The sequence below is a fragment of the Guopingia tenuis genome, from assembly GCF_014384805.1.
Classification (GTDB): Bacteria; Bacillota; Clostridia; order Christensenellales; family Christensenellaceae; genus Guopingia; species Guopingia tenuis.
This window is the reverse complement of sequence record NZ_JACRSS010000003.1, coordinates 151,850-170,313: the sequence shown is the minus strand read 5'-3', so window position 1 is coordinate 170,313 and position 18,464 is coordinate 151,850. Positions and strand designations below refer to the sequence as shown.

Below are 18,464 nucleotides of genomic sequence, written 5' to 3'. Positions count from 1 at the left end.
TCACATATGGGAGAATCCTCCAAAGCCAAAGCTGGCTGCGGCTTGCTCTGCTCTGGATACGCGGGACGTATCCCGGATATTTCTGCCACTGGCCGGGATAAAATCGCAGATCTTCGGGCGACCGGAAAATATGGCAATTTCATTTGCCTTACTGCCGCATATCTTTCCGCAGACGCGCCTATTTCGACTGCTGGTGCGCTTCGGCGATCCGGCGGGTATGGGCCAGAATCTTTTTCAGATATTGGCCGGTATAGCTTTCAGGGATCTCGGCAACCTCCTCCGGGGAACCCTGGGCGACGAGGGTGCCGCCGTGGTCGCCGCCTTCCGGGCCGAGATCGATGACATAATCCGCGCATTTGATGACGTCCAGATTGTGCTCAATGACCACAATGGTGTTGCCCGCTTCCCCCAGACGCGTGAGAATGTTGATGAGCTTTTTCACGTCGTGGGAATGCAGGCCAGTGGTAGGCTCATCCAGGATGAAGAGGGTGCGGCCGGTCTGGCGGCGGGAAAGATAGGTGGCCAGCTTGATGCGCTGGGCCTCGCCGCCCGAAAGGGTGGTGGAGGGCTGCCCCAGCTTGATATAGGTGAGGCCGACATCCTTCAAGACCTTAAGAATCGGCTCGATGCGCGGAATATTTTTAAAGAAATCATAGGCCTCTTCCACGGTCATATCCAGCACTTCATAGATGTTTTTGCCCTTATAGCGCACTTCCAGCGTCTCTTTGGTATAGCGCATGCCCTTGCAGACCTCGCAGGGGACGTATACGTCGGGCAGGAAGCTCATGCCGATCTGGATGATGCCATCGCCCTTGCAGGCCTCGCAGCGCCCCCCCTTGACGTTGAAGGAGAAGCGGCCCTTGTTGTAGCCCCGAACCTTGGCGTCGTTGGTCATGGCAAACAGGTCGCGGATATAGTCGAACACGCCGGTATACGTCGCCGGATTCGAGCGGGGCGTCCGGCCGATGGGGGACTGGTCGATATTCACGACCTTATCCAGATGCTCCAGCCCCAGAATTTTTTTATATTTGCCTGGCCGCATATGCGCCCGGTTGAGCTCCTTTGCCGTCACCTTATAGAGAATTTCGTTGACGAGAGAGGACTTGCCGCTGCCGGAAACGCCGGTCACTGCCGTCATCAGCCCCACGGGGAAGGATACGTCGATATTTTTCAGGTTGTTTTCGCGCGCTCCCTGAATGGTGATGAATTCCTTGCCCGGCTTTTTGCGCTCCTTTGGCAGAGGGATGTATTTGCGCCCGGAGAGATAGTCTCCCGTGATGGAAGCCGTATTGGCGGCCACCTCTGCCGGCGTCCCCAGGGCGACGACCTCGCCGCCGTGCGCTCCGGCTCCCGGCCCGATATCCAGGATATAGTCGGCCTCCTCCATAGTCTCCTCGTCGTGCTCCACCACAAGAAGCGTGTTGCCCAGATCCCGCAGCCGCTTCAGCGTGTTAAGAAGCATGGTGTTGTCCCGCTGGTGCAGGCCAATGCTGGGCTCGTCCAGGATATAGAGCACGCCCATCAGCCCGCTGCCGATCTGGGTTGCCAGGCGGATGCGCTGGGCCTCGCCGCCCGAAAGCGTCCCCGCCGAACGGGACAGCGTCAGATAGGAGAGCCCCACGTTGATCAGAAAGTCCAGACGGGCGTTCAGCTCCTTGAGCACCCGGGAGGCCACCGCCTGCTGCTTGGCGTTCAGCGTCAGGTGGTTCAAAAAGTCCTTGATTTCGTTGATGGGCAGATCCGAAAGCTCGGCGATGTTGAGGCCGCCCAGCTTGACAGCCAGGGCCTCGGGACGATACCGCTTGCCATGGCAGGTATGGCAGGGGCTTTCCACCATATACCGCTGAATCTCAGCCTTTGTGCCTTCCGAGCTGGTTTCCCGGAAACGCCGCTCCAGGTTGGGGATGATGCCTTCGAAGGGCTTCTCATAGCGGGATACGCCGCTGCTGCTCACATATTTGACCTTGATCTTCTCGTCGCCCGAGCCATAGAGGACGATGTGCCGCGCCTCTTCGGAAAGGTCTTTCCAGGGGGTATCCATGGAAAAGCCGAAATGATCGGCCACGGCGGCAATATGCTGGTGATTCCATTTTTCCCAGGCCGAAAGGTTCCATCCTGAAACCTTCACGGCCCCCTGATTCAGCGAAAGGTTGGGATCCGAAACGACCAGGCTTTCGTCTACCCGGAGGATGACCCCCAGGCCCGTGCAGTCCGGACAGGCGCCGAAGGGGCTATTGAAGGAAAACAGCCGCGGCGAGATCTCGTCGATGCCCAGACCGCAGTCCGGGCAGGAGAAATTCTCGTTAAACACGAATTCTTCGCCGCTGTCCACTTCCTGGACGATGACCAGCCCGCCCGAGAGCTTGAGGGCGGTTTCCAGGGAGTCTGCCAGGCGCTTGGCACTGTCCGGCCGGACCCGAATCCGGTCCACCACAACCTCAATGGTATGTTTGTTGTTTTTGATGAGGGAAATTTCCTCTTCCAAAAGACGCATCTCCCCATCCACCCGCACACGGGCGTAGCCGGTCTTGGCCAGATCGGCCAGCAGCTTCTTGTGCTCGCCCTTTTTGCCGCGGATGACCGGCGCCAGGATGTTGATGCGCACATCCGTGGCATGCTTCAAAATCTGGTCGATCATCTGGTCAACGGTCTGCCGCTCGATGGGCTTGCCGCATTTCACGCAGTGGGGGACGCCCGCCCGGGCAAAGAGAATCCGCAGATAGTCGTGAATTTCCGTCACCGTGCCCACAGTGGAGCGGGGGTTGCGGCTGGTGGTCTTCTGATCGATGGAGATGGCAGGGGAAAGCCCTTCGATATAGTCCACATCCGGCTTTTCCATCTGGCCCAGAAACTGCCGGGCATAGGAGGAGAGGGATTCCACATACCGCCGCTGTCCCTCGGCATAGATGGTGTCGAAGGCCAGGGAGGATTTCCCGCTCCCGGAAAGGCCGGTCAGGACGACCAGCTTGTCCCGGGGGATTTTGACGCTGATGTTCTTCAAATTGTGCTCACGGGCACCCTTGATGCTGATATATTCGTTCATGGATTGTCTATTGCTCCTCGTCTCTTAATTGTTTGATCTCATCCCGCAGCTTGGCGGCAATCTCGAATTCCAGCTCCTTGGCGGCCTGGCGCATCTGCTCCTCCAAAACGGCGATGCGCTTTTCCCGGTCGAACTCGATGGCCGGGGCGGTTTCCCCGGCTTCTTCTGCCACCTGGCTGGCCATTTCCAGGCTGGCAGCCACTTCTTTGGAGATGGATGTGGGGGTAATGCCGTGTTCCCGGTTATATTTCTTCTGCAGCGTCCGCCGCCGGGCGGTTTCGCAGATTGCGCTCTTGATGGAACGGGTCATCACGTCGGCATAGAGAATGACGCGCCCTTCGGCGTTGCGGGCGGCGCGGCCGATGGTCTGGATCAGGGAGGTTTCATTTCTGAGGAATCCTTCTTTATCCGCATCCAAAATGGCAACCAGAGCTACCTCCGGGATATCCAAACCCTCCCGCAGGAGGTTGATGCCCACCAGCACATCAAATTCCTTTAAGCGCAGGCCCCGGATGATCTCAATGCGCTCCATGGTGTCGATATCCGAGTGCATATATTTGACGCGGATGCCCATTTCGGCGTAGTAATCCGTCAGCCGCTCGGCCAGTTTTTTGGTGAGAGTGGTGACAAGGACGCTGTAGCCCTTGGCAACCGTCGCCTTGATCTCGCCCAGCAGGTCGTCCAGCTGGTTTTCCACCGGCCGGACGGATATCTTGGGATCGAGAAGGCCGGTGGGCCGGACGATCTGTTCAAAGATATGGTCCTTCCCCGCCAGATTCCGCTCATATTCCGCCGGCGTGGCCGAGAAATAGATGGCCTGGTTGATCCGGTCGTTGAATTCAGGAAAGGTGAGGGGCCGGTTGTCCCGGGCGGCGGGCAGGCGGAAGCCGTATTTCACCAGCATATCCTTGCGGGCCCTGTCGCCGTTATACATCCCCCGCACCTGAGGCAGGGTTACATGGGACTCGTCCACAAACAGGAGATAGTCCTCGGGAAAGAAGTCCATGAGGGTGAAGGGCGGCTCACCGGCCTTGCGCCCGTCGAAATAGCGGGAATAGTTTTCGATTCCCGAGCAGCCGCCCACTTCCTTCAACATTTCCATGTCATAGGTAGTCCGCTGCAAAATCCGCTCGGCTTCGATGAACTTACCCTCGGCCTTAAACTGCTCGGCCTGGGCCACCATATCCGCCTTGATCTGGGGCAGGGCGTTCAGGACCTTTTCCCGGCCCACGGCATAGTGGGTGGCGGGGAAGATCATGGTATAGCTGACCTGGAGGAGGGGTTTGCCCGTGAGGGCGTCCACTTCCAGAATGCGGTCGATCTCATCGCCGAAAAATTCGATGCGGGTGGCCTTATCGGCCATGCCCATGGGAAAGACTTCCACAATATCGCCCCGGACCCGGAAGGTCCCCCGGGTGAACTCGATATCGCCCCGGGTGAAGTTGATGGAAACCAGCTTGTCGATCAGCTCATCCCGGTCCAGGGTCATGCCCGTGCGCAGAGAGACTGTGGCGTTTTTGTAGTCGTCCGGGTCGCCGATGCCATAGATACAGGACACGCTGGCCACAACGATGACATCCCGCCGCTCGAGAAGGGCGGAAGTGGCGCTGTGGCGCATCCGGTCGATCTCCTCGTTCATGCTGGAATCCTTTTCGATATAGAGATCGCGCTTTTCGATATAGGCCTCCGGCTGGTAATAATCGTAATAGGACACGAAGAATTCCACGGCGTTATGCGGGAAAAACTCCTTGAATTCGCTGCAAAGCTGGGCGGCCAGCGTCTTGTTATGGGCGAGAATCAGCGCCGGGCGCTGGGTCTGCTCGATGATGTTGGCCATGGTAAAGGTCTTGCCCGAACCCGTGACGCCCAGGCAGACCTGATGCTTGACATTGTCCTTCACGCCCTGGGAAAGCCCGGCGATGGCGGCCGGCTGGTCTCCCGAGGGCTTATATTTGGAACACAGAACAAATTTTTCCAAAGATCGGCTCCTTTGCTTGGTTTCAAAAACGAAACTTTTTCTCTTCTCTATAATATACTACTAAAATAAGTATTGCAAACAAAACTTGAAGTATGTATCATATAGTTTAGATGCGAAACCCTATCAAACAATGGAATATGGAATAATGAAAAAAGGAGCAAAAGATGATTATTTACGCAAAAGACAGAAAGCCGGTTCTGGAGAAAAATGTTCTTGGTGGACAAGGGACGGAGACGGAATGGGCGGTATTTGATTATAAAGCTGTGGATGCCCCCAAAAACTGTTCGCTGTTTATGGAGGTGGAATATCCGCCAGGGACGGGAACAGGTTATCACCAGCATCACGGGGCCGGCGAAATCTATTATATTCTCTCGGGAAAAGGAAGGTATAACGACAACGGGACGGAAGTCATACTGGGCCCGGGAGACAGTGCTGTGAGCTATGATGGACAATCCCATTGCATGACCAACGACGGCCCCGCTCCCCTGCGGTTTCTAGCAGTGATGTTTACGTCGGATCCCAAAGAATTTGACGCGTTTGTAGATCAGGCAGGATATGAACATTTGGAAAAATAGGAGAGCCAAAATATGATTATTTACGGTAGAGACCGCAAGGTCGTGGAGGAGAGCGCCGTTCTGGGCGGAACGGGAACGGAGATCCAGCGGGCCATGTTTGATTATGACGCGGCGGACGCCCCCAAAAACTGTGAGCTGTTTATGGAAGTGGAATACCCGCCGGGAACCGGCGCGGGCTATCATCCCCATGCGGGCGCCAGCGAGATCTATTATATTTTGTCTGGCGAAGCGACATATAACGATAACGGCGTGGAAACCAAGCTACATGCGGGGGATACGGCGGTCTGTTATGACGGCGGCTCCCACAGCATCCGCAACGACGGGACGGAACCCATGCGGTTCCTGGCCGTCATGTTTACATCAGGAGAGGAGAAATAGGAAAATGATTGTGTATGGAAAAGACCGGAAATTACAGGTCCGCTCGGAAGTTTGGGGCGGCAAGGGCGACACCTATCAGCGGGATATGCTGAGCGAGGAGCTGGGTGAGCGCCCGGCCCATTATAAGCTCATGACGGAAATCGAATATCCCCCGGGCAGTGAGCTGGGATACCACCAGCATGTGGGAACCAGCGAGATCTATTATATCATTGAGGGTGACGCAATCTATAACGATAACGGCACGGAGGTTGCGCTGCATGCCGGAGATACGGCGATCTGCCCGGATGGAAGCTGGCACGCCATCAAAAATGTCAGCGATAAGCCCATGCGGTTTCTGGCGACGATTATCAACACCTGATGATACAAAACGAGAATGCAGACAGCAGAAAACAAAACGGCAAGGCAGCAGTTATATTCTGCCGCCTTGCTTTTTTGTTTTCAGTGAAAGCAGGATAATTTAAAAACCAGAATATTTTGCCGCACTTTTTGTTGACAAGAGAGAATGCTTGCGTTGCCAAAAACGTATAAGCTAAAATGTTTGCCGGGTGGTTGATGGATAAAGGAAGCGCTTTAACGCGGTCAAACGGAGAGGCAATGTCATGAAGAATAGAGAAGGGTTTCGTAAAATACTACAGAAGCTTTATGGGCTGTTGGATGCAAAACAGAAAAGAAATTTTGCTGTGATTATTCTCATCATGATCGCGTCTGCAGGATTGTCACAGATAACTCCCAAAGCAATCGGCTGGTTGACAGACGATATTCTGGTGCAGAAGCAGATCGAGTTCTTAAGCATCATTCCTTTTCTGCTGTTTATCCTCGCAGCAAACGTGGGAAATGAAATGATAAAGATTATAAGGCGGGTACTGGTAGAAGACACTGCGACGAAAACCGAGAAAAAAGCTCGCGGACTTGTGATTCGGTCTTTGCTGAAAGCGCCACTGTCTTATTTTAAAAAAAATATGACGGGAAATATCCACGGCAGGCTGAATCGCTGCCTTGAAGGGACAGTAAACCTGGAAAAACTGTTGTTTATGGACTTTGCACCGGCGATATTCAACAGCATCGCAGCAATCGTCGTTATTTTCATGACTCTGCCGGTCATACTGGCATTGCCAATGCTGCTTGTTATTCCCATTGGAATGGCCATCGTATTCCGCCAGATTAGCACACAAAGAGGAATCCGCGTCGAACTCCTGGAAACCAAATCTGCGATGGATGGAACGATTGTTGAGCTTTTAAACGGTATTGAAGTTATTCGGATCGCGGACAGCACGGCCGTGGAAGAGAAAAGATTTGATGGAAAATCGGAATTTCTGCGGAAAAAAGAAATGAAGCATCATAAGCAGATGGCGAAATATGACTGCCTGAAATTTATAAACGAGGCTATTTTTACAGTTCTGATGATCGGTATTTCGACATACCTTGCAACGCGGAATATCATAACCGTAGGAAGTGTCCTGACGGCATATCTCTGCTTTGCGCAGCTGATCAAGCCTCTGGAGGAGCTGCATAGAATTCTGGATGAATTGTCAGAATGTATGGTTTTAGCGGAAGATTTTTTTAGAATGACCGATTTGCCCAGTGATTTTTCATATGAGACGGTACCCGAAAAAGCACAGAAAAACCGCAGAGATTCGGCTGCGGCCATAGAGATTCGGGATCTGACATTTTGCTATGAGGAAGGAGACGCGATACTTAACGCAATTGAATTGAATATACAAAAGGGTATGTTTCTGGGCATCGCGGGTCCGAGCGGATGTGGAAAGTCCTCCCTGATAAAAGCGATTTGCAGGCTGGAAAAATGCCAAGGGGATATCTTCATCAATGGAAGGGATATAAATTCCTTGTCCAGAAAGGATATTTCCAAAATGATTGCCCTGGTTCCCCAAAATCCGTTTTTAATTGCAGGAACAATCTATGAAAATATCTGCTATGGTCTGGATCGGGAGATATCCCTCCCTGAAGTGGAGGAAGCAGCGCGGAAAGCGTATATCTATGAGTTCATTGAAAGCCTGCCCGATAAATTTGAGACGGCAGTCTCCGAGGGCGGAAACAATCTATCCGGCGGACAAAAACAAAGGATCGCTATTGCAAGGATATTTCTGCGAAAGCCAGAAATACTCATTTTGGACGAGGCTACCTCAGCATTGGATAATACGTCCGAAAAGCATATTCAAATGGAGATTGAGCGGATGAAGGAAGAACAGAACATGACGATTATATCCATAGCTCACCGGCTCACAACCTTGAAGAATTGTGATAGAATCATTGTGCTGCATAAAGGGAATATTGAGCAAACCGGCAGATACGATGATCTGATTCAAACTCCAGGGATATTCAGTGATATGTACTATGGCAGATTAAAGTAAAGCGCCCATGGATAAGCTGCATTTTGCGAAAGAAGATATTGATGGATAATTCCAAAATGAGATGAATGGAGGAGGAAGGATGACCGAACGGGAGAAAATGCTGGCAGGACTGCTTTATGACTGTGCAGACAGGGAGTTGCTGACGCAATGGCATAAGGCTAAGAATTTGATCCGGGAATTTAACCAAATGGATTCGGCAGATATAGAAGGAAAGAATCGTATTCTCCATAGTCTGCTAGGCGGACATGGCAAAGATTTATGGATCACGCCGCCCTTTTTTGTGGACTACGGCAACAATATTTTTTTTGGAAACAACTGCGAAGTCAATATGAACTGTACCTTTTTGGATGACAATAAAATAACGATCGGTGATAATGCGCTGATTGCGCCCAACGTTCAGATCTATACCGCTTTTCATCCGGTAAACGCGGCAGATCGATTTGGAGAAACCCGAAGTGATGGCTCCTTTGCATTTTGCAGAACCCAGACAGCTCCCGTGACCATTGGCGATAATGTCTGGATTGGCGGCGGAGCGGTCATCCTGCCGGGCGTTACTATTGGGAATAATGTAGTCATTGGCGCAGGCAGCGTCGTGACCAAAAGCATTCCGGCAAACAGTATAGCCTATGGAAATCCCTGCCGGGTAGCAAGAGAGAATCGATGAGTTTCATAAAGAATGCCATGCCGCCGGGAAGAATTTGTCTTTGGCCTACAGCAATAAAGGGTTATGACTCTCCGGATTCCGGAAAAGAGTCCTCTCCCAGCAATTCCCGGGCAGTAAACAGGTCGGCTTTCTCCATGCCTTGGAGCCGGCGCTCGATGCCCCGGGAAGCGGCGAAGGCACGCTCCAGGTTGTTTTCCGCCGCCCGCAGGCTTTTCTGCGTGCTCTCCAGCCGGGCTGAAAAGGCGGCAAAAGAGGTTTTCACCGCGCCCAGCAGCTTTAGGATCTCCCCGGACTGCCTCTCGACAGCCAGCGTCCGGAAGCCCAGCTGGAAGCTGTTGAGCAGCGCGGAAAGATTGGAAGGCCCGGCAAGCAGGATGCGGAAATCCCGCTGCAGCGCAAAGGGGAGATCCGCCGCCGCCAGATAGGCATATAATCCTTCGGAAGGGACGAACAGGACGGCGAAATCCGTGGTGTCCGGCGGGAGAATATATTTGGCGGCGATCTTTTTGGCCTCGTCGCGGACGGTTTTGAGGAGGGTTTCCCTGGAAAGGGCTTTGGCCCGGTCGTCTCCATATTGCTCGGCATCCAGAACCGCCCGATAGCGGTCCATGGGGAATTTGGAATCGATGGGCAGATAGACGGGTTTTTCCCCGTCCCCCGGGAGCCTGACGGCAAAATCCACTTTTTCCGCCGAACCGCTGAGGGAGAGCTGGGCGGCATATTGCGAGGGAGACAGGATATCCGAGAGCAGGCTTTCCAGCTGTACCTCGCCCCAGGTGCCGCGGTTTTTCACGTTCCCCAAAATGCGCTTGAGATCCGTCACGTCTGCCGTCATGCTCCGCATCTCGCCCATACTCTTATAAACCTGTTCCAGCTGGCTGGAAACGGATTGAAAGGAGGCCGCCAGGGAATCCGTGAGGGTTTCGGAAAGATTTTTGTTCACGGTCTGGCGCAGTTCGGCGAGGCTTTTTTCATTTTCTGCCTGAATTTCCGCCAGACGGCGATCCATGGCGGCGCGCATAGCCTCCAGATCCCGCCCCGTGTTGGAGGAAATCTGGGAAATGGCGGCCAGAGAGATCTGGTTCAGGTTTTTGAACTGGCTGAGAATCTCCTGCCGGGAGAGACTCTGGGCTTTTTCGTTCATGCCGCGCAGCGCGCGCATCTCCTCCCGGAGAGCGGACGTATCCGCCGGCTTTCGCAGGAGAAGGACGATGAGCAGCACGAGAATGGCGAGCCCCAGGACAAGGGCAATCAGCAGAATCGGGTCCATTCCATTTCCTCCGTTGTGTGTGTTGGGTTCATTATAGCATCCTCTCCCCGGGAACTCAAATGTGTGCTATAATATCTATGGATAAAACGCCGGGAAAACCCGGCAAAAGAGAAGGATGGCGCCGGGCAGCGAGCGGCATGAGGGAGGAAATATGCTTACAAAGAACCAGATGGCGGAAATAGAGATCAGCGATATAACGGTGGATGGGCTGGGCGTCGGCCGTGTGGATGGCATGGCGGTGTTTGTGGCGGATATGCTGCCCGGGGAGAAGGGCGACATAAAGATCATCAAGACAGCCAAAAACTATGCTGTGGGCCGCAGTGAGAGCGTGACCGAGGTATCTCCCGAGCGGGAGGTGCCGGTCTGCAAGGTGTTCAGGGAATGCGGCGGGTGCACGCTTCAGCATCTGAGCTATATCGGGCAGCTGGGAATTAAGCATGAGCGGGTCAAAAGCTGCATGGAAAAAATCGCCAAATGTCCCGTGCCCGTAAACTTTCCCCTGCCCGCTAAGCAGCCGCTGCGCTACCGCAACAAGACGGCGTTTCCCGTGCATCGGGGTGAAAACGGCGTGGAGATCGGCTGTTATAAGGCTCATAGCCACACCGTGGTAGACGCCAAAGTCTGTTTTCTCCAGTCCGAGCGGGCGGATGTCTGCGTGGAGGCTGTGCGCCGCTGGATGCAGGAATACGATGTTCCCGCCTATGATGAAACGACGGGGGAGGGCCTTGTGCGCCATGTGGTGGTGCGGGTGACGAGCTATGGAGATATCATGGTGGCTCTTGTCATCAATGGGACGGTTATCCCGCACCAGCGGGAGCTGGTCCGCGCCCTGCGGCTCAACGTGCCGGAAATCCTGAGCATTCTTCTGAACACGAACCGGGAACGCGGCAACGTGATCCTGGGCCGGGAAACCCAGGTGATTTTTGGGACGGACCGGCTGGTGGAAACCATCAAGGGCCTGGATTTCTCCATTTCGCTTCATACGTTTTTGCAGGTGAACCATGCGCAGACCGAGCTGCTCTATACCCAGGTCCTCAAATTTGCGAAGATTTTTCCGGATGAGGTGGTGGCCGATCTATACTGCGGCGCGGGCACCATCAGCCTGCTGGCGGCGCAGCTGGCCCAAAAGGTAGTGGGCATCGAGATCGTTCCCGAGGCTGTGGCGGACGCCCGGGCAAACGCCCAGGCCAACAACATTGAGAATGCGGAGTTTCTCCTGGGCGACTGCGCGGAAATTTTCCCGCAGATTTTGGAAAAGGAAGGACGGCTGGACGTGATCATTGCCGATCCGCCCCGCAAGGGGATGGATGCGCGTGTGATCCGGGCAATATCGGATTCGGCGGCTAAACGGCTGGTCTATGTTTCCTGCGATCCCGCCACCCTGGCCCGGGATACGGCGCTGCTGATGGAGCAGGGCTGGGCGGCGCAGGTCTGCCAGCCTGTGGATATGTTCCCCCAGACGACGAATATCGAAACGGTACTGCTGTTTTCCCGGGAGGCATGATGCGGCAGGAAGAACATGAAAAAGCGCTGCCGGTGCCGGTCCATGCGCTGCATACTACGCCCATGGGAGCGGAACGGATCCGGAAAAATCTTTCGCTGGGCGAGCAAGACGCGGCTTCCTGGTGCCGGGAGCAGCTGCGGCGGCCGGACGCGGTTTTCGTGCGGAAGGGAAAAAACTGGTATGTCCATGGGGCGGGCTGTGTCATCACCATAAACGCTGATAGCTATACGATTATCACCGCCCATCCCGAAAAGATATAAAAAGAGAGGTGGTGTGCCGTGCGGCGCTGCATTGGCAAAGCTGGAACCGCTTAAGAGAAAAATGAACATGCGAGGAGGATTTGCATATGACGGTTCCAGAACAACAACTCTATCCCCGTTTGGGGGATCGGCAGACAATTTATCTGAAGGCTGCCGTCACAAACCCCAATATCTCCGTTGGGGAGTATACTATGTATCACAGCTGCGAGGGAGATCCCACGCTGTTTGAAAAGAAAAACGTGCTGTATCATTATCCCATCAACCACGACCGGCTGGTAATTGGGAAGTTCTGCTCGATAGCCAGCGGCGTGCGCTTTCTGTTCAACAGTGCCAACCATGCGCTGGGCTCGCTTTCCACTTATCCCTTTCCCTTGTTTTTTGAGGAATGGGGCCTGGACCCCGGGGATGTTGCAGACGCCTGGGATAACCGGGGCGATATCGTCGTCGGCAACGACGTCTGGATTGGCTATGAAGCGGTTCTGCTGGCCGGCGTCACCATCGGGGACGGCGCAATTATAGGAGCGCGGGCGCTGGTAACGCGGGATGTTCCGCCCTATACCATCGTGGGCGGCGTTCCGGCGCGGCCCATCCGGCCGCGGTTTTCGCAGGAAACAGTTTCCGCCCTGCGGAGGCTGAAATGGTGGGATTGGCCCCGGGAGAGAATCCGGCGGAACATTGCGGCGATTTCGGCGGGCGCGCTGGATAAACTGCAGTGAAATCATAACAAAAAGGGGAGCAAAGCCTTTTATGGACTGCTCCCTTTTTATACTGTAAGAAAATGGAGGGATTCAGACGAGACGGGCAAAGGCGCCTGCCTGCGGAAGTTTTCCCAGCGAACGGATCCCCCGGAAGGCTCCCGGTGCGTCTGCCATGGCGGCCATGGTGATCTGGCTGTTGTCATAGGTTCTAAAATAGCATTCCTGCGCCTGAAGGCTGTAAAACGCCGTATACTGGGTATAGTCGGAGATGTCCCGGCTGGTGACAACCGCCCCTTTGGGGATGCTCAGGCTTTCCATCACATGAAAACAGGCTCGAACCGCCGCGTCCCGGCCGGGCGGGAATTCCGTGTGGGTTTTCAGATAGGCGGCGCGGACGAACCGGGATGGCGGCGTGAAATCTCCGGGCAGGCCAAAGGTTCCGCCGCCCTGCCCAAAGGGTTCAAGATGAACCGGGCCCCACTCCGCCTCGGAGGGTTGGGTGGGGGCGGCCTGCAGATAGTTTCGCAGGTTGGTCATGTGCCAGGGAAAATTGGGGCTGTTGGAGAGCACGCCCAGGGGATTAGGCATAATGTGCAGGCCATCGGTCATTTTTTCCGCCGCCATGCAGTGCCCGCCGGCATCGGCCAGAAGCCAGTGGAGCGGGGTGACCGAGCGGGTCACAGGGTCTTCCGCGCCGACAATGCGGATGGAGCGCAGCAGAGAAACGGCCTGGGCCACTGTGGCGCACTGGCCCAAAAGATAGCCCACGAGCTCCGCAGCCGCGACCTGGAGAATCCCCTCCTCCTGGGAAGGGGCGTCATAGGCGGCGTAGCCGGGAAAATATAGCATGGCGGCGGCAAACCCCCTTTCGTTGACACCGTCTGAAAACACAACCGGAGAGATATCCTGCCCGATGCCCATGAAACGAAAACGGCCCTGGAGCATCTGGGTGCCGGTAAGGCTGGGCCAGGCATAGCCCGGGGCGGCCACGAAGAGCTCGGGGTCCAGGGGATAGGAAAAATCCATAGTGCGGCCCAGGAGAAAGTCTCCCTCGGCGGTTTTTGCGGCAATAGCAGTGCACATAAAAGAATACCTCCCAAAATGTGAAATTTTTTTATCCCTATTCAAAGAAGACGGCGGGCATTCCGGTCTTTTCCGCATGAAAAATACAACCTGCCCTGCAAACGTATTGCCAGCGGAGCCGGACGGCAGGTATAATAGAATTGCCTTATGGATTGATAAAAGGGAGGAATGGCGGATGAAACGAGTAAAAATTACAGTTTTAAAGACGACGCTGGACCGGGAACTGGCGGCGGAATACGGCGCAGAGGGGCTTGGCGCATGTCCCATGCTGCGGGAAGGGCAGGTGTTTTATGGAGACTATGCAAAGCCCGAAGGCTTCTGTGACGAGGCGTGGAAAGCCATCTATCAATATGTATTTGCCCTGGCCCATGGCGCCGGGGATGGGCTGTTCTACTATGGAGACTGGATCCGTAAGCCCGGCGTCGCAATCGTGAGCTGCAACGACGGCCTGCGCCCCGTGATTTTCAAGCTGGAGGCGACGGAGGAAGAGGCGGCGATGGAGGATGACCAGCTGCTGCAATAAGGCGGCCAAAAATCGGAAGGGTCGGCAATCCGTGCGCGCCCGGCATCCTGCCGCATGATGGCGATGCAGAGAGGAGACGAGAATGGAACTGAAAAATCCCATGTTGGTTGTGACAGATCTGGAAAAGAGCAAGGCATTCTATAGAGAGGTGCTGGGGCTGCGGGTAGTGTTGGACTTTGGCGCCAATGTGACGCTCACGGGAGGGCTCTGCCTGCAAACCCGGGAAAGCTGGATGGAATTTCTCCATAAGGAGAAACAGGAAATCCGGTTTGGGGGATGCGATGGGGAGATCTATCTGGAAACAGAGGATCTGGACGCCTTTTTGGAAAAGCTCCCGGCCTTTTGCGTGGAGCTGGTGCATCCGCCCTATACGCACCGCTGGGGGCAGAGGGTGGTTCGACTCTTTGACCCGGACCGCCATATCCTGGAGGTGGGAGAGAGTATGAAAACCGTTGTCCGGCGCTTTTTGGAAGAGGGGATGCGTCCGGAAGAAATCGCAGTCCGCATGGACGTTCCCGAAAGCTATGTCCATAGAATGCTGAAATAACGGGGAAATGGTATGGAGCCAAGCTGGAGGTTTCCGGCGGCTCCGGGAGAGGAATAGAAAGAGAGGATCTACCGATGAAAACATATCGTATTGCAGTCATCGCCGGAGACGGCATTGGCCCGGAAGTGGTGAAAGAGGGGATGCGGGTGCTGAAGCATGCCGCCCGGCAGGATGGCAGTTTTGACTTTTCCTTTTGTGAATTCCCCTGGGGATGCGACTATTATCTGAAAAACGGCCGGATGATGCCGGAGGACGGCATGGAGCGGCTGGCCGGATTTGACGCGATTCTGCTGGGGGCTGTGGGGGATCCCCGGGTGCCCGACCACATCTCCCTTTGGGATCTGCTTCTGAAAATCCGCAAGGGTTTTGATCAATATGTCAACCTGCGGCCGGTCAGGCTGCTGAAGGGCGCGCCCTGTCCCCTGAAGGGTGTGGAGCCGGGGCAGATCGATATGCTGTTCATCCGGGAAAACAGCGAAGGGGAATATGCCGGGAGCGGGAGCTGGCTGTTCCGGGATACGCCCCGGGAGGTAGTGCTGCAAAACGGCGTGTTCTCGCGCCATGGCTGCGAGCGGATCATTCGCTATGCCTTTGAAACAGCCCGGGAGCGCAAACAGAGCCTGACGAGCATCAGCAAGGCCAACGCGCTGAACTATTCCATGGTGTTCTGGGATCAAATATTCGGGGAAGTGGGCCGGGAGTATCCCGATGTCCCCACGGAGAGCCTTCTGGTGGATGCGGCCAGCATGCTCATGGTCAAGCATCCCGAGCGGTTCCAGGTGGTGGTGACGTCCAATCTGTTCGGCGATATTCTGACCGACCTGGGAGCGGCAATCACCGGAGGCATGGGCATTGCGGCGGGAGCCAATCTGAATCCCGAGAGAAAATACCCTTCCATGTTTGAACCCATCCATGGTTCTGCGCCGGATATCGCGGGGAAGGGCATCGCCAATCCTCTGGCGACCGCCTGGACGGCGGGGCAGATGCTCTCCTTTCTGGGCTATCCCCAGTGGGAAGAACGGATCGTGAATGCCATTGAAAGGGTGATGGAGGAAGGACGTGTTCTGACGCCGGATATGGGCGGCCGCGCCACGACCCGGCAGGTGGGAGATGCGCTGCTGGCCTGTTTGGCATAGACGGGCCAAAAAGAGGGCGGAAGAAAACCATATGGTTTTCTTCCGCCCTGATTATTTTATATAAAGATAACAGATGCGGCGGCCTGAGGGCCATGGCCTTTTCTTTCCCCGCCCTATCAACTATTCTTTGGGCGAAGCGCCGGTTACATCTGGAATCGCTGGCGCGGCCTTATCCCTTTTTTGCAGATTTCTGTATTCCCTGGGGGAATATCCGGTTTTCTCACGGAAGCATTTCCCAAAATGGCTCATTTGATGAAAACCGACGGCGGCGGCGATATCCCCGACGGGCCTGTCGGTATTTTTTAAAAGCCGCGCTGCCTCGGAGAGCCGGAATTCCGCGAGATACTTATAGGGCGTCGTGTTCAGGCTGAGCCGGAAACATCGGGAACACTCGGATTTGCTGATATTTGCGCTGTTTGCCAAGTCTTCCAGCGTCAGATCGCCGCCATAATGCCGGGCAATATAGGAGAGGATTTTGTGCATGCGGCGGCGGAGGGTACTCTCCTTCTTTTCCGGCAGGAGGGTCAGATTCTTCCGCATGGCAAGCCAGAGGGAGGAAAGCAGGACGAGCACCTCATAGCTGTAGAATTCGGTTTTGTTTTTTTCCAGTTCTGCCAGCTGCCGGAGAAGGGAGAGGACGGCATGGCTGCCTTCCTCCTTGCTGGAAAAATGAAACAATGGGATCTGCCCGTTTTCCGTCACGCCGTCCACAAATGCCTTTGCCGGGCTTCCGGCATAAAATCCGAGAAAATATGCCGGGAAAAGAAAGCTGTTGTAATGGCATTTTCCCCGGCGCCCCACATAGTGCACCACATTCGCGTTGATAAAAACCCCTTCTCCCGCCTCCGCCGCAATGACGGTGTCCAGCGTCCGTACCTCGATGGTTCCGGCCAGGACGTAGATAAACTGCAGGTCCTCATGCCAGTGCATAACCTGAAAACCCGGATTGCGGGGATGGGGAACGCCGTTTGCCACGTCCAGAACAAGATAGGGAAAGTCCGTGCCGGTGTTGAGATTTATGGAGTTGATGTATTTTTCTCTTTCCAAAACCATGCCCTCATTTTGGGAATATTTTGATAATAATTGGCGATTTTATAATATTATTCGCCGATATATTGTGATAAAATCATAATATGAAAAAGAGAGAAAGTCAATGGGATAGGAGGATGCGCTTTGTATTTCCATTATGGCAGAACAGAGACGGAATATCTGAAGGGCAGGGACAAGATCCTGGGCGAGTGCATAGACAAAATCGGCCCTATCCGCCGGGAGGTGGACGACGGCCTGTTTTCCTCCGTGCCGCTTCATTGTATCGGCACAGATTTTCAAAGGGAGATATGGGAAATTCTCTGCACGATCCCCTATGAAAAGACGATAACCTATGGAGAGATTGCCGGGCAGATCGCTACAAAAAGAGGGAAGAAATGGATGTCTGCGCGGGCAGTTGGAGGCGCGGTGGGGCACAACAAAATCTCACTCATTATCCCCTGTCACCGGGTCGTCGGTTCGGACGGCAGCCTGACCGGCTATGCGGGCGGACTGGAAAGGAAGGCAGGGCTGCTGGCCTTGGAAGGGGCGGGCAGAAAAAACGGATTATCCCCGGAAAAGGAGGACAGTTGTGATGAAACCGGAAAATATAGAAAAGATTCGCCGTTCTTTTGAAACCCAGGCGCCGGAATTTGAGAGCAAGGCACTGAATTTTTCCAAAGAAGAATACCTGGATTACGCGCTGACTGAGATCGCGCCCGCTCCGTCGGACGATGTTCTGGAAGTGGCCGCAGGGACCTGCGCCTGCGGGCGCTCCTTTGCCTCTCGGGTGCGTACGGTGGTCTGCCTGGATGCGACGCCATCGATGCTGGAGGTGGGAAGGCGGGCGGCAGAAAACAGCGGCCTTGGCAACATGGTTTTTGTCAGGGGTTATGCCGAAGAACTGCCGTTTTTGGAAAACAGCTTTACCATTGTGTTTTCCCGCCTGGCCTTTCATCATTTTGCGGATGCGGAAGCGGCATTTTCGGAGATGGCGAGAGTGCTGAAACCCGGCGGAAAGCTGGCGATGATTGACATGGAGGCGACTGGAGGGGAGCTCCGGGAAGTGCGGGATGAAATCGAAACGCTGCGCGACCCGTCGCATGTGAGGAACCTGCGCCGGGAGGAAATGAAGGCGCTGTTTTCCGCGCACGGCATGGAAATAGAAAAATGCGGGGCTATAACCATCCCTCAGCGTTTGGAAAGCTGGCTTTCCCTCACAAAAACGCCCCAAAGCGTCTGCCGGGAGATCCGGCGGCGCATGCAGGCGGATATAGACGGCGGGAAAAAGACGGGCTTTTGTCCATACATACAGGAGGGCGATATCTTTTTCCCGCAGAGATGGGTTTTGACTATGGGAAGGAAGGGATGTTAGGCGGGACGGATATTTGGAAATCCGGCGCAGTGCGC

General features: G+C 54.8%; 18 protein-coding genes. 13 read left to right on the top strand and 5 right to left on the bottom strand.

All coding sequences use genetic code 11. The annotated features are described in order from the left end of the window. Positions 1-178: 178 nt before the first annotated feature. Entirely contained in the window at positions 179-3,043 is a 2,865-nt protein-coding gene (gene uvrA, locus H8693_RS07390) for an excinuclease ABC subunit UvrA (RefSeq protein WP_249280454.1), read from the bottom strand. Between the two features lie 7 nt (positions 3,044-3,050). Beyond that, positions 3,051-5,021, bottom strand: coding sequence for an excinuclease ABC subunit UvrB (gene uvrB, locus H8693_RS07385; protein WP_249280453.1), 1,971 nt, complete (start codon positions 5,019-5,021; stop codon positions 3,051-3,053). A 164-nt stretch (positions 5,022-5,185) separates the two neighbouring features. On the opposite strand from uvrB, the gene H8693_RS07380 reads away from it, so the two are divergent. From H8693_RS07380 to H8693_RS07360, 5 genes are all read left to right on the top strand, one after another. Then, entirely contained in the window at positions 5,186-5,596 is a 411-nt protein-coding gene (locus tag H8693_RS07380; RefSeq protein ID WP_249280452.1) for a cupin domain-containing protein, read from the top strand. 12 nt (positions 5,597-5,608) lie between these two features. Continuing rightward, entirely contained in the window at positions 5,609-5,974 is a 366-nt protein-coding gene (locus tag H8693_RS07375; RefSeq protein WP_249280451.1) for a cupin domain-containing protein, read from the top strand. 4 nt (positions 5,975-5,978) lie between these two features. After that, positions 5,979-6,332, top strand: a complete 354-nt coding sequence (locus H8693_RS07370; protein WP_249280450.1) for a cupin domain-containing protein — start codon at positions 5,979-5,981, stop codon at positions 6,330-6,332. Positions 6,333-6,573: 241 nt separating this feature from the next. Next, positions 6,574-8,343, top strand: coding sequence for an ABC transporter ATP-binding protein (locus tag H8693_RS07365; RefSeq protein WP_249280449.1), 1,770 nt, complete (start codon positions 6,574-6,576; stop codon positions 8,341-8,343). Between the two features lie 79 nt (positions 8,344-8,422). Beyond that, positions 8,423-9,007 (top strand): sugar O-acetyltransferase, encoded by a 585-nt coding sequence (locus tag H8693_RS07360; protein WP_249280448.1) that lies wholly within the window; start codon positions 8,423-8,425, stop codon positions 9,005-9,007. A 61-nt stretch (positions 9,008-9,068) separates the two neighbouring features. Here H8693_RS07360 and H8693_RS07355 read toward each other — a convergent pair whose 3' ends face one another. Next, positions 9,069-10,277: a DNA recombination protein RmuC gene (locus tag H8693_RS07355; RefSeq protein ID WP_249280447.1), complete on the bottom strand. Its 1,209-nt coding sequence runs from the start codon at positions 10,275-10,277 to the stop codon at positions 9,069-9,071. A gap of 151 nt (positions 10,278-10,428) precedes the next feature. On the opposite strand from H8693_RS07355, the gene rlmD reads away from it, so the two are divergent. From rlmD to H8693_RS07340, 3 genes are all read left to right on the top strand, one after another. Further along, positions 10,429-11,781 carry a 23S rRNA (uracil(1939)-C(5))-methyltransferase RlmD gene (rlmD, locus tag H8693_RS07350; RefSeq protein WP_249280446.1) on the top strand — a complete coding sequence of 451 codons (1,353 nt, stop codon included), beginning with the start codon at positions 10,429-10,431 and terminating at the stop codon, positions 11,779-11,781. Further along, positions 11,781-12,041 carry a DUF3781 domain-containing protein gene (locus H8693_RS07345; RefSeq protein ID WP_249280445.1) on the top strand — a complete coding sequence of 87 codons (261 nt, stop codon included), beginning with the start codon at positions 11,781-11,783 and terminating at the stop codon, positions 12,039-12,041. The genes rlmD and H8693_RS07345 overlap by 1 nt, the downstream gene beginning before the upstream one ends. 86 nt (positions 12,042-12,127) lie before the next feature. After that, positions 12,128-12,757 (top strand): CatB-related O-acetyltransferase, encoded by a 630-nt coding sequence (locus tag H8693_RS07340; RefSeq protein ID WP_249280444.1) that lies wholly within the window; start codon positions 12,128-12,130, stop codon positions 12,755-12,757. Positions 12,758-12,829: 72 nt separating this feature from the next. Here H8693_RS07340 and H8693_RS07335 read toward each other — a convergent pair whose 3' ends face one another. Next, positions 12,830-13,822 carry a linear amide C-N hydrolase gene (locus H8693_RS07335; protein WP_249280443.1) on the bottom strand — a complete coding sequence of 331 codons (993 nt, stop codon included), beginning with the start codon at positions 13,820-13,822 and terminating at the stop codon, positions 12,830-12,832. A 175-nt stretch (positions 13,823-13,997) separates the two neighbouring features. On the opposite strand from H8693_RS07335, the gene H8693_RS07330 reads away from it, so the two are divergent. From H8693_RS07330 to H8693_RS07320, 3 genes are all read left to right on the top strand, one after another. Beyond that, entirely contained in the window at positions 13,998-14,345 is a 348-nt protein-coding gene (locus H8693_RS07330) for a TIGR04076 family protein (protein WP_178618158.1), read from the top strand. A gap of 82 nt (positions 14,346-14,427) precedes the next feature. Continuing rightward, entirely contained in the window at positions 14,428-14,892 is a 465-nt protein-coding gene (locus tag H8693_RS07325) for a VOC family protein (protein WP_249280442.1), read from the top strand. A gap of 74 nt (positions 14,893-14,966) precedes the next feature. Beyond that, positions 14,967-16,028, top strand: coding sequence for a tartrate dehydrogenase (locus H8693_RS07320; RefSeq protein ID WP_249280441.1), 1,062 nt, complete (start codon positions 14,967-14,969; stop codon positions 16,026-16,028). A 120-nt stretch (positions 16,029-16,148) separates the two neighbouring features. Here the strand turns inward: H8693_RS07320 and H8693_RS07315 are convergent, their stop codons facing one another. Beyond that, complete coding sequence (locus H8693_RS07315; RefSeq protein WP_249280440.1) at positions 16,149-17,081, bottom strand: helix-turn-helix domain-containing protein; 933 nt, start codon at positions 17,079-17,081, stop codon at positions 16,149-16,151. A 120-nt stretch (positions 17,082-17,201) separates the two neighbouring features. Between H8693_RS07315 and H8693_RS07310 the strand changes: the two genes are divergently transcribed. Together H8693_RS07310 and H8693_RS07305 are read left to right on the top strand one after the other, a co-directional pair. After that, a complete protein-coding gene (locus H8693_RS07310) occupies positions 17,202-17,690 on the top strand; it encodes a methylated-DNA--[protein]-cysteine S-methyltransferase (protein WP_283243770.1) in 489 nt (162 codons plus the stop codon). After that, positions 17,650-18,429, top strand: a complete 780-nt coding sequence (locus H8693_RS07305; protein ID WP_249280439.1) for a class I SAM-dependent methyltransferase — start codon at positions 17,650-17,652, stop codon at positions 18,427-18,429. Before H8693_RS07310 ends, H8693_RS07305 begins: the two co-directional genes overlap by 41 nt. The last annotated feature ends 35 nt before the right edge of the window (positions 18,430-18,464 follow it).

Bases quoted from the DNA above. Each gene is read 5' to 3' on its own strand.
- H8693_RS07355 (WP_249280447.1), bottom strand. From the start codon at position 10,277: ATGGACCCGATTCTGCTGATTGCCCTTGTCCTGGGGCTCGCCATTCTC.
- H8693_RS07365 (WP_249280449.1), top strand. From the start codon at position 6,574: ATGAAGAATAGAGAAGGGTTTCGTAAAATACTACAGAAGCTTTATGGG.
- H8693_RS07335 (WP_249280443.1), bottom strand. From the start codon at position 13,822: ATGTGCACTGCTATTGCCGCAAAAACCGCCGAGGGAGACTTTCTCCTG.
- H8693_RS07375 (WP_249280451.1), top strand. From the start codon at position 5,609: ATGATTATTTACGGTAGAGACCGCAAGGTCGTGGAGGAGAGCGCCGTT.
- H8693_RS07380 (WP_249280452.1), top strand. From the start codon at position 5,186: ATGATTATTTACGCAAAAGACAGAAAGCCGGTTCTGGAGAAAAATGTT.
- H8693_RS07370 (WP_249280450.1), top strand. From the start codon at position 5,979: ATGATTGTGTATGGAAAAGACCGGAAATTACAGGTCCGCTCGGAAGTT.
- uvrA (WP_249280454.1), bottom strand. From the start codon at position 3,043: ATGAACGAATATATCAGCATCAAGGGTGCCCGTGAGCACAATTTGAAG.
- H8693_RS07330 (WP_178618158.1), top strand. From the start codon at position 13,998: ATGAAACGAGTAAAAATTACAGTTTTAAAGACGACGCTGGACCGGGAA.
- H8693_RS07360 (WP_249280448.1), top strand. From the start codon at position 8,423: ATGACCGAACGGGAGAAAATGCTGGCAGGACTGCTTTATGACTGTGCA.
- H8693_RS07320 (WP_249280441.1), top strand. From the start codon at position 14,967: ATGAAAACATATCGTATTGCAGTCATCGCCGGAGACGGCATTGGCCCG.
- H8693_RS07340 (WP_249280444.1), top strand. From the start codon at position 12,128: ATGACGGTTCCAGAACAACAACTCTATCCCCGTTTGGGGGATCGGCAG.
- H8693_RS07315 (WP_249280440.1), bottom strand. From the start codon at position 17,081: ATGGTTTTGGAAAGAGAAAAATACATCAACTCCATAAATCTCAACACC.
- H8693_RS07345 (WP_249280445.1), top strand. From the start codon at position 11,781: ATGCGGCAGGAAGAACATGAAAAAGCGCTGCCGGTGCCGGTCCATGCG.
- rlmD (WP_249280446.1), top strand. From the start codon at position 10,429: ATGCTTACAAAGAACCAGATGGCGGAAATAGAGATCAGCGATATAACG.
- H8693_RS07325 (WP_249280442.1), top strand. From the start codon at position 14,428: ATGGAACTGAAAAATCCCATGTTGGTTGTGACAGATCTGGAAAAGAGC.
- H8693_RS07305 (WP_249280439.1), top strand. From the start codon at position 17,650: ATGAAACCGGAAAATATAGAAAAGATTCGCCGTTCTTTTGAAACCCAG.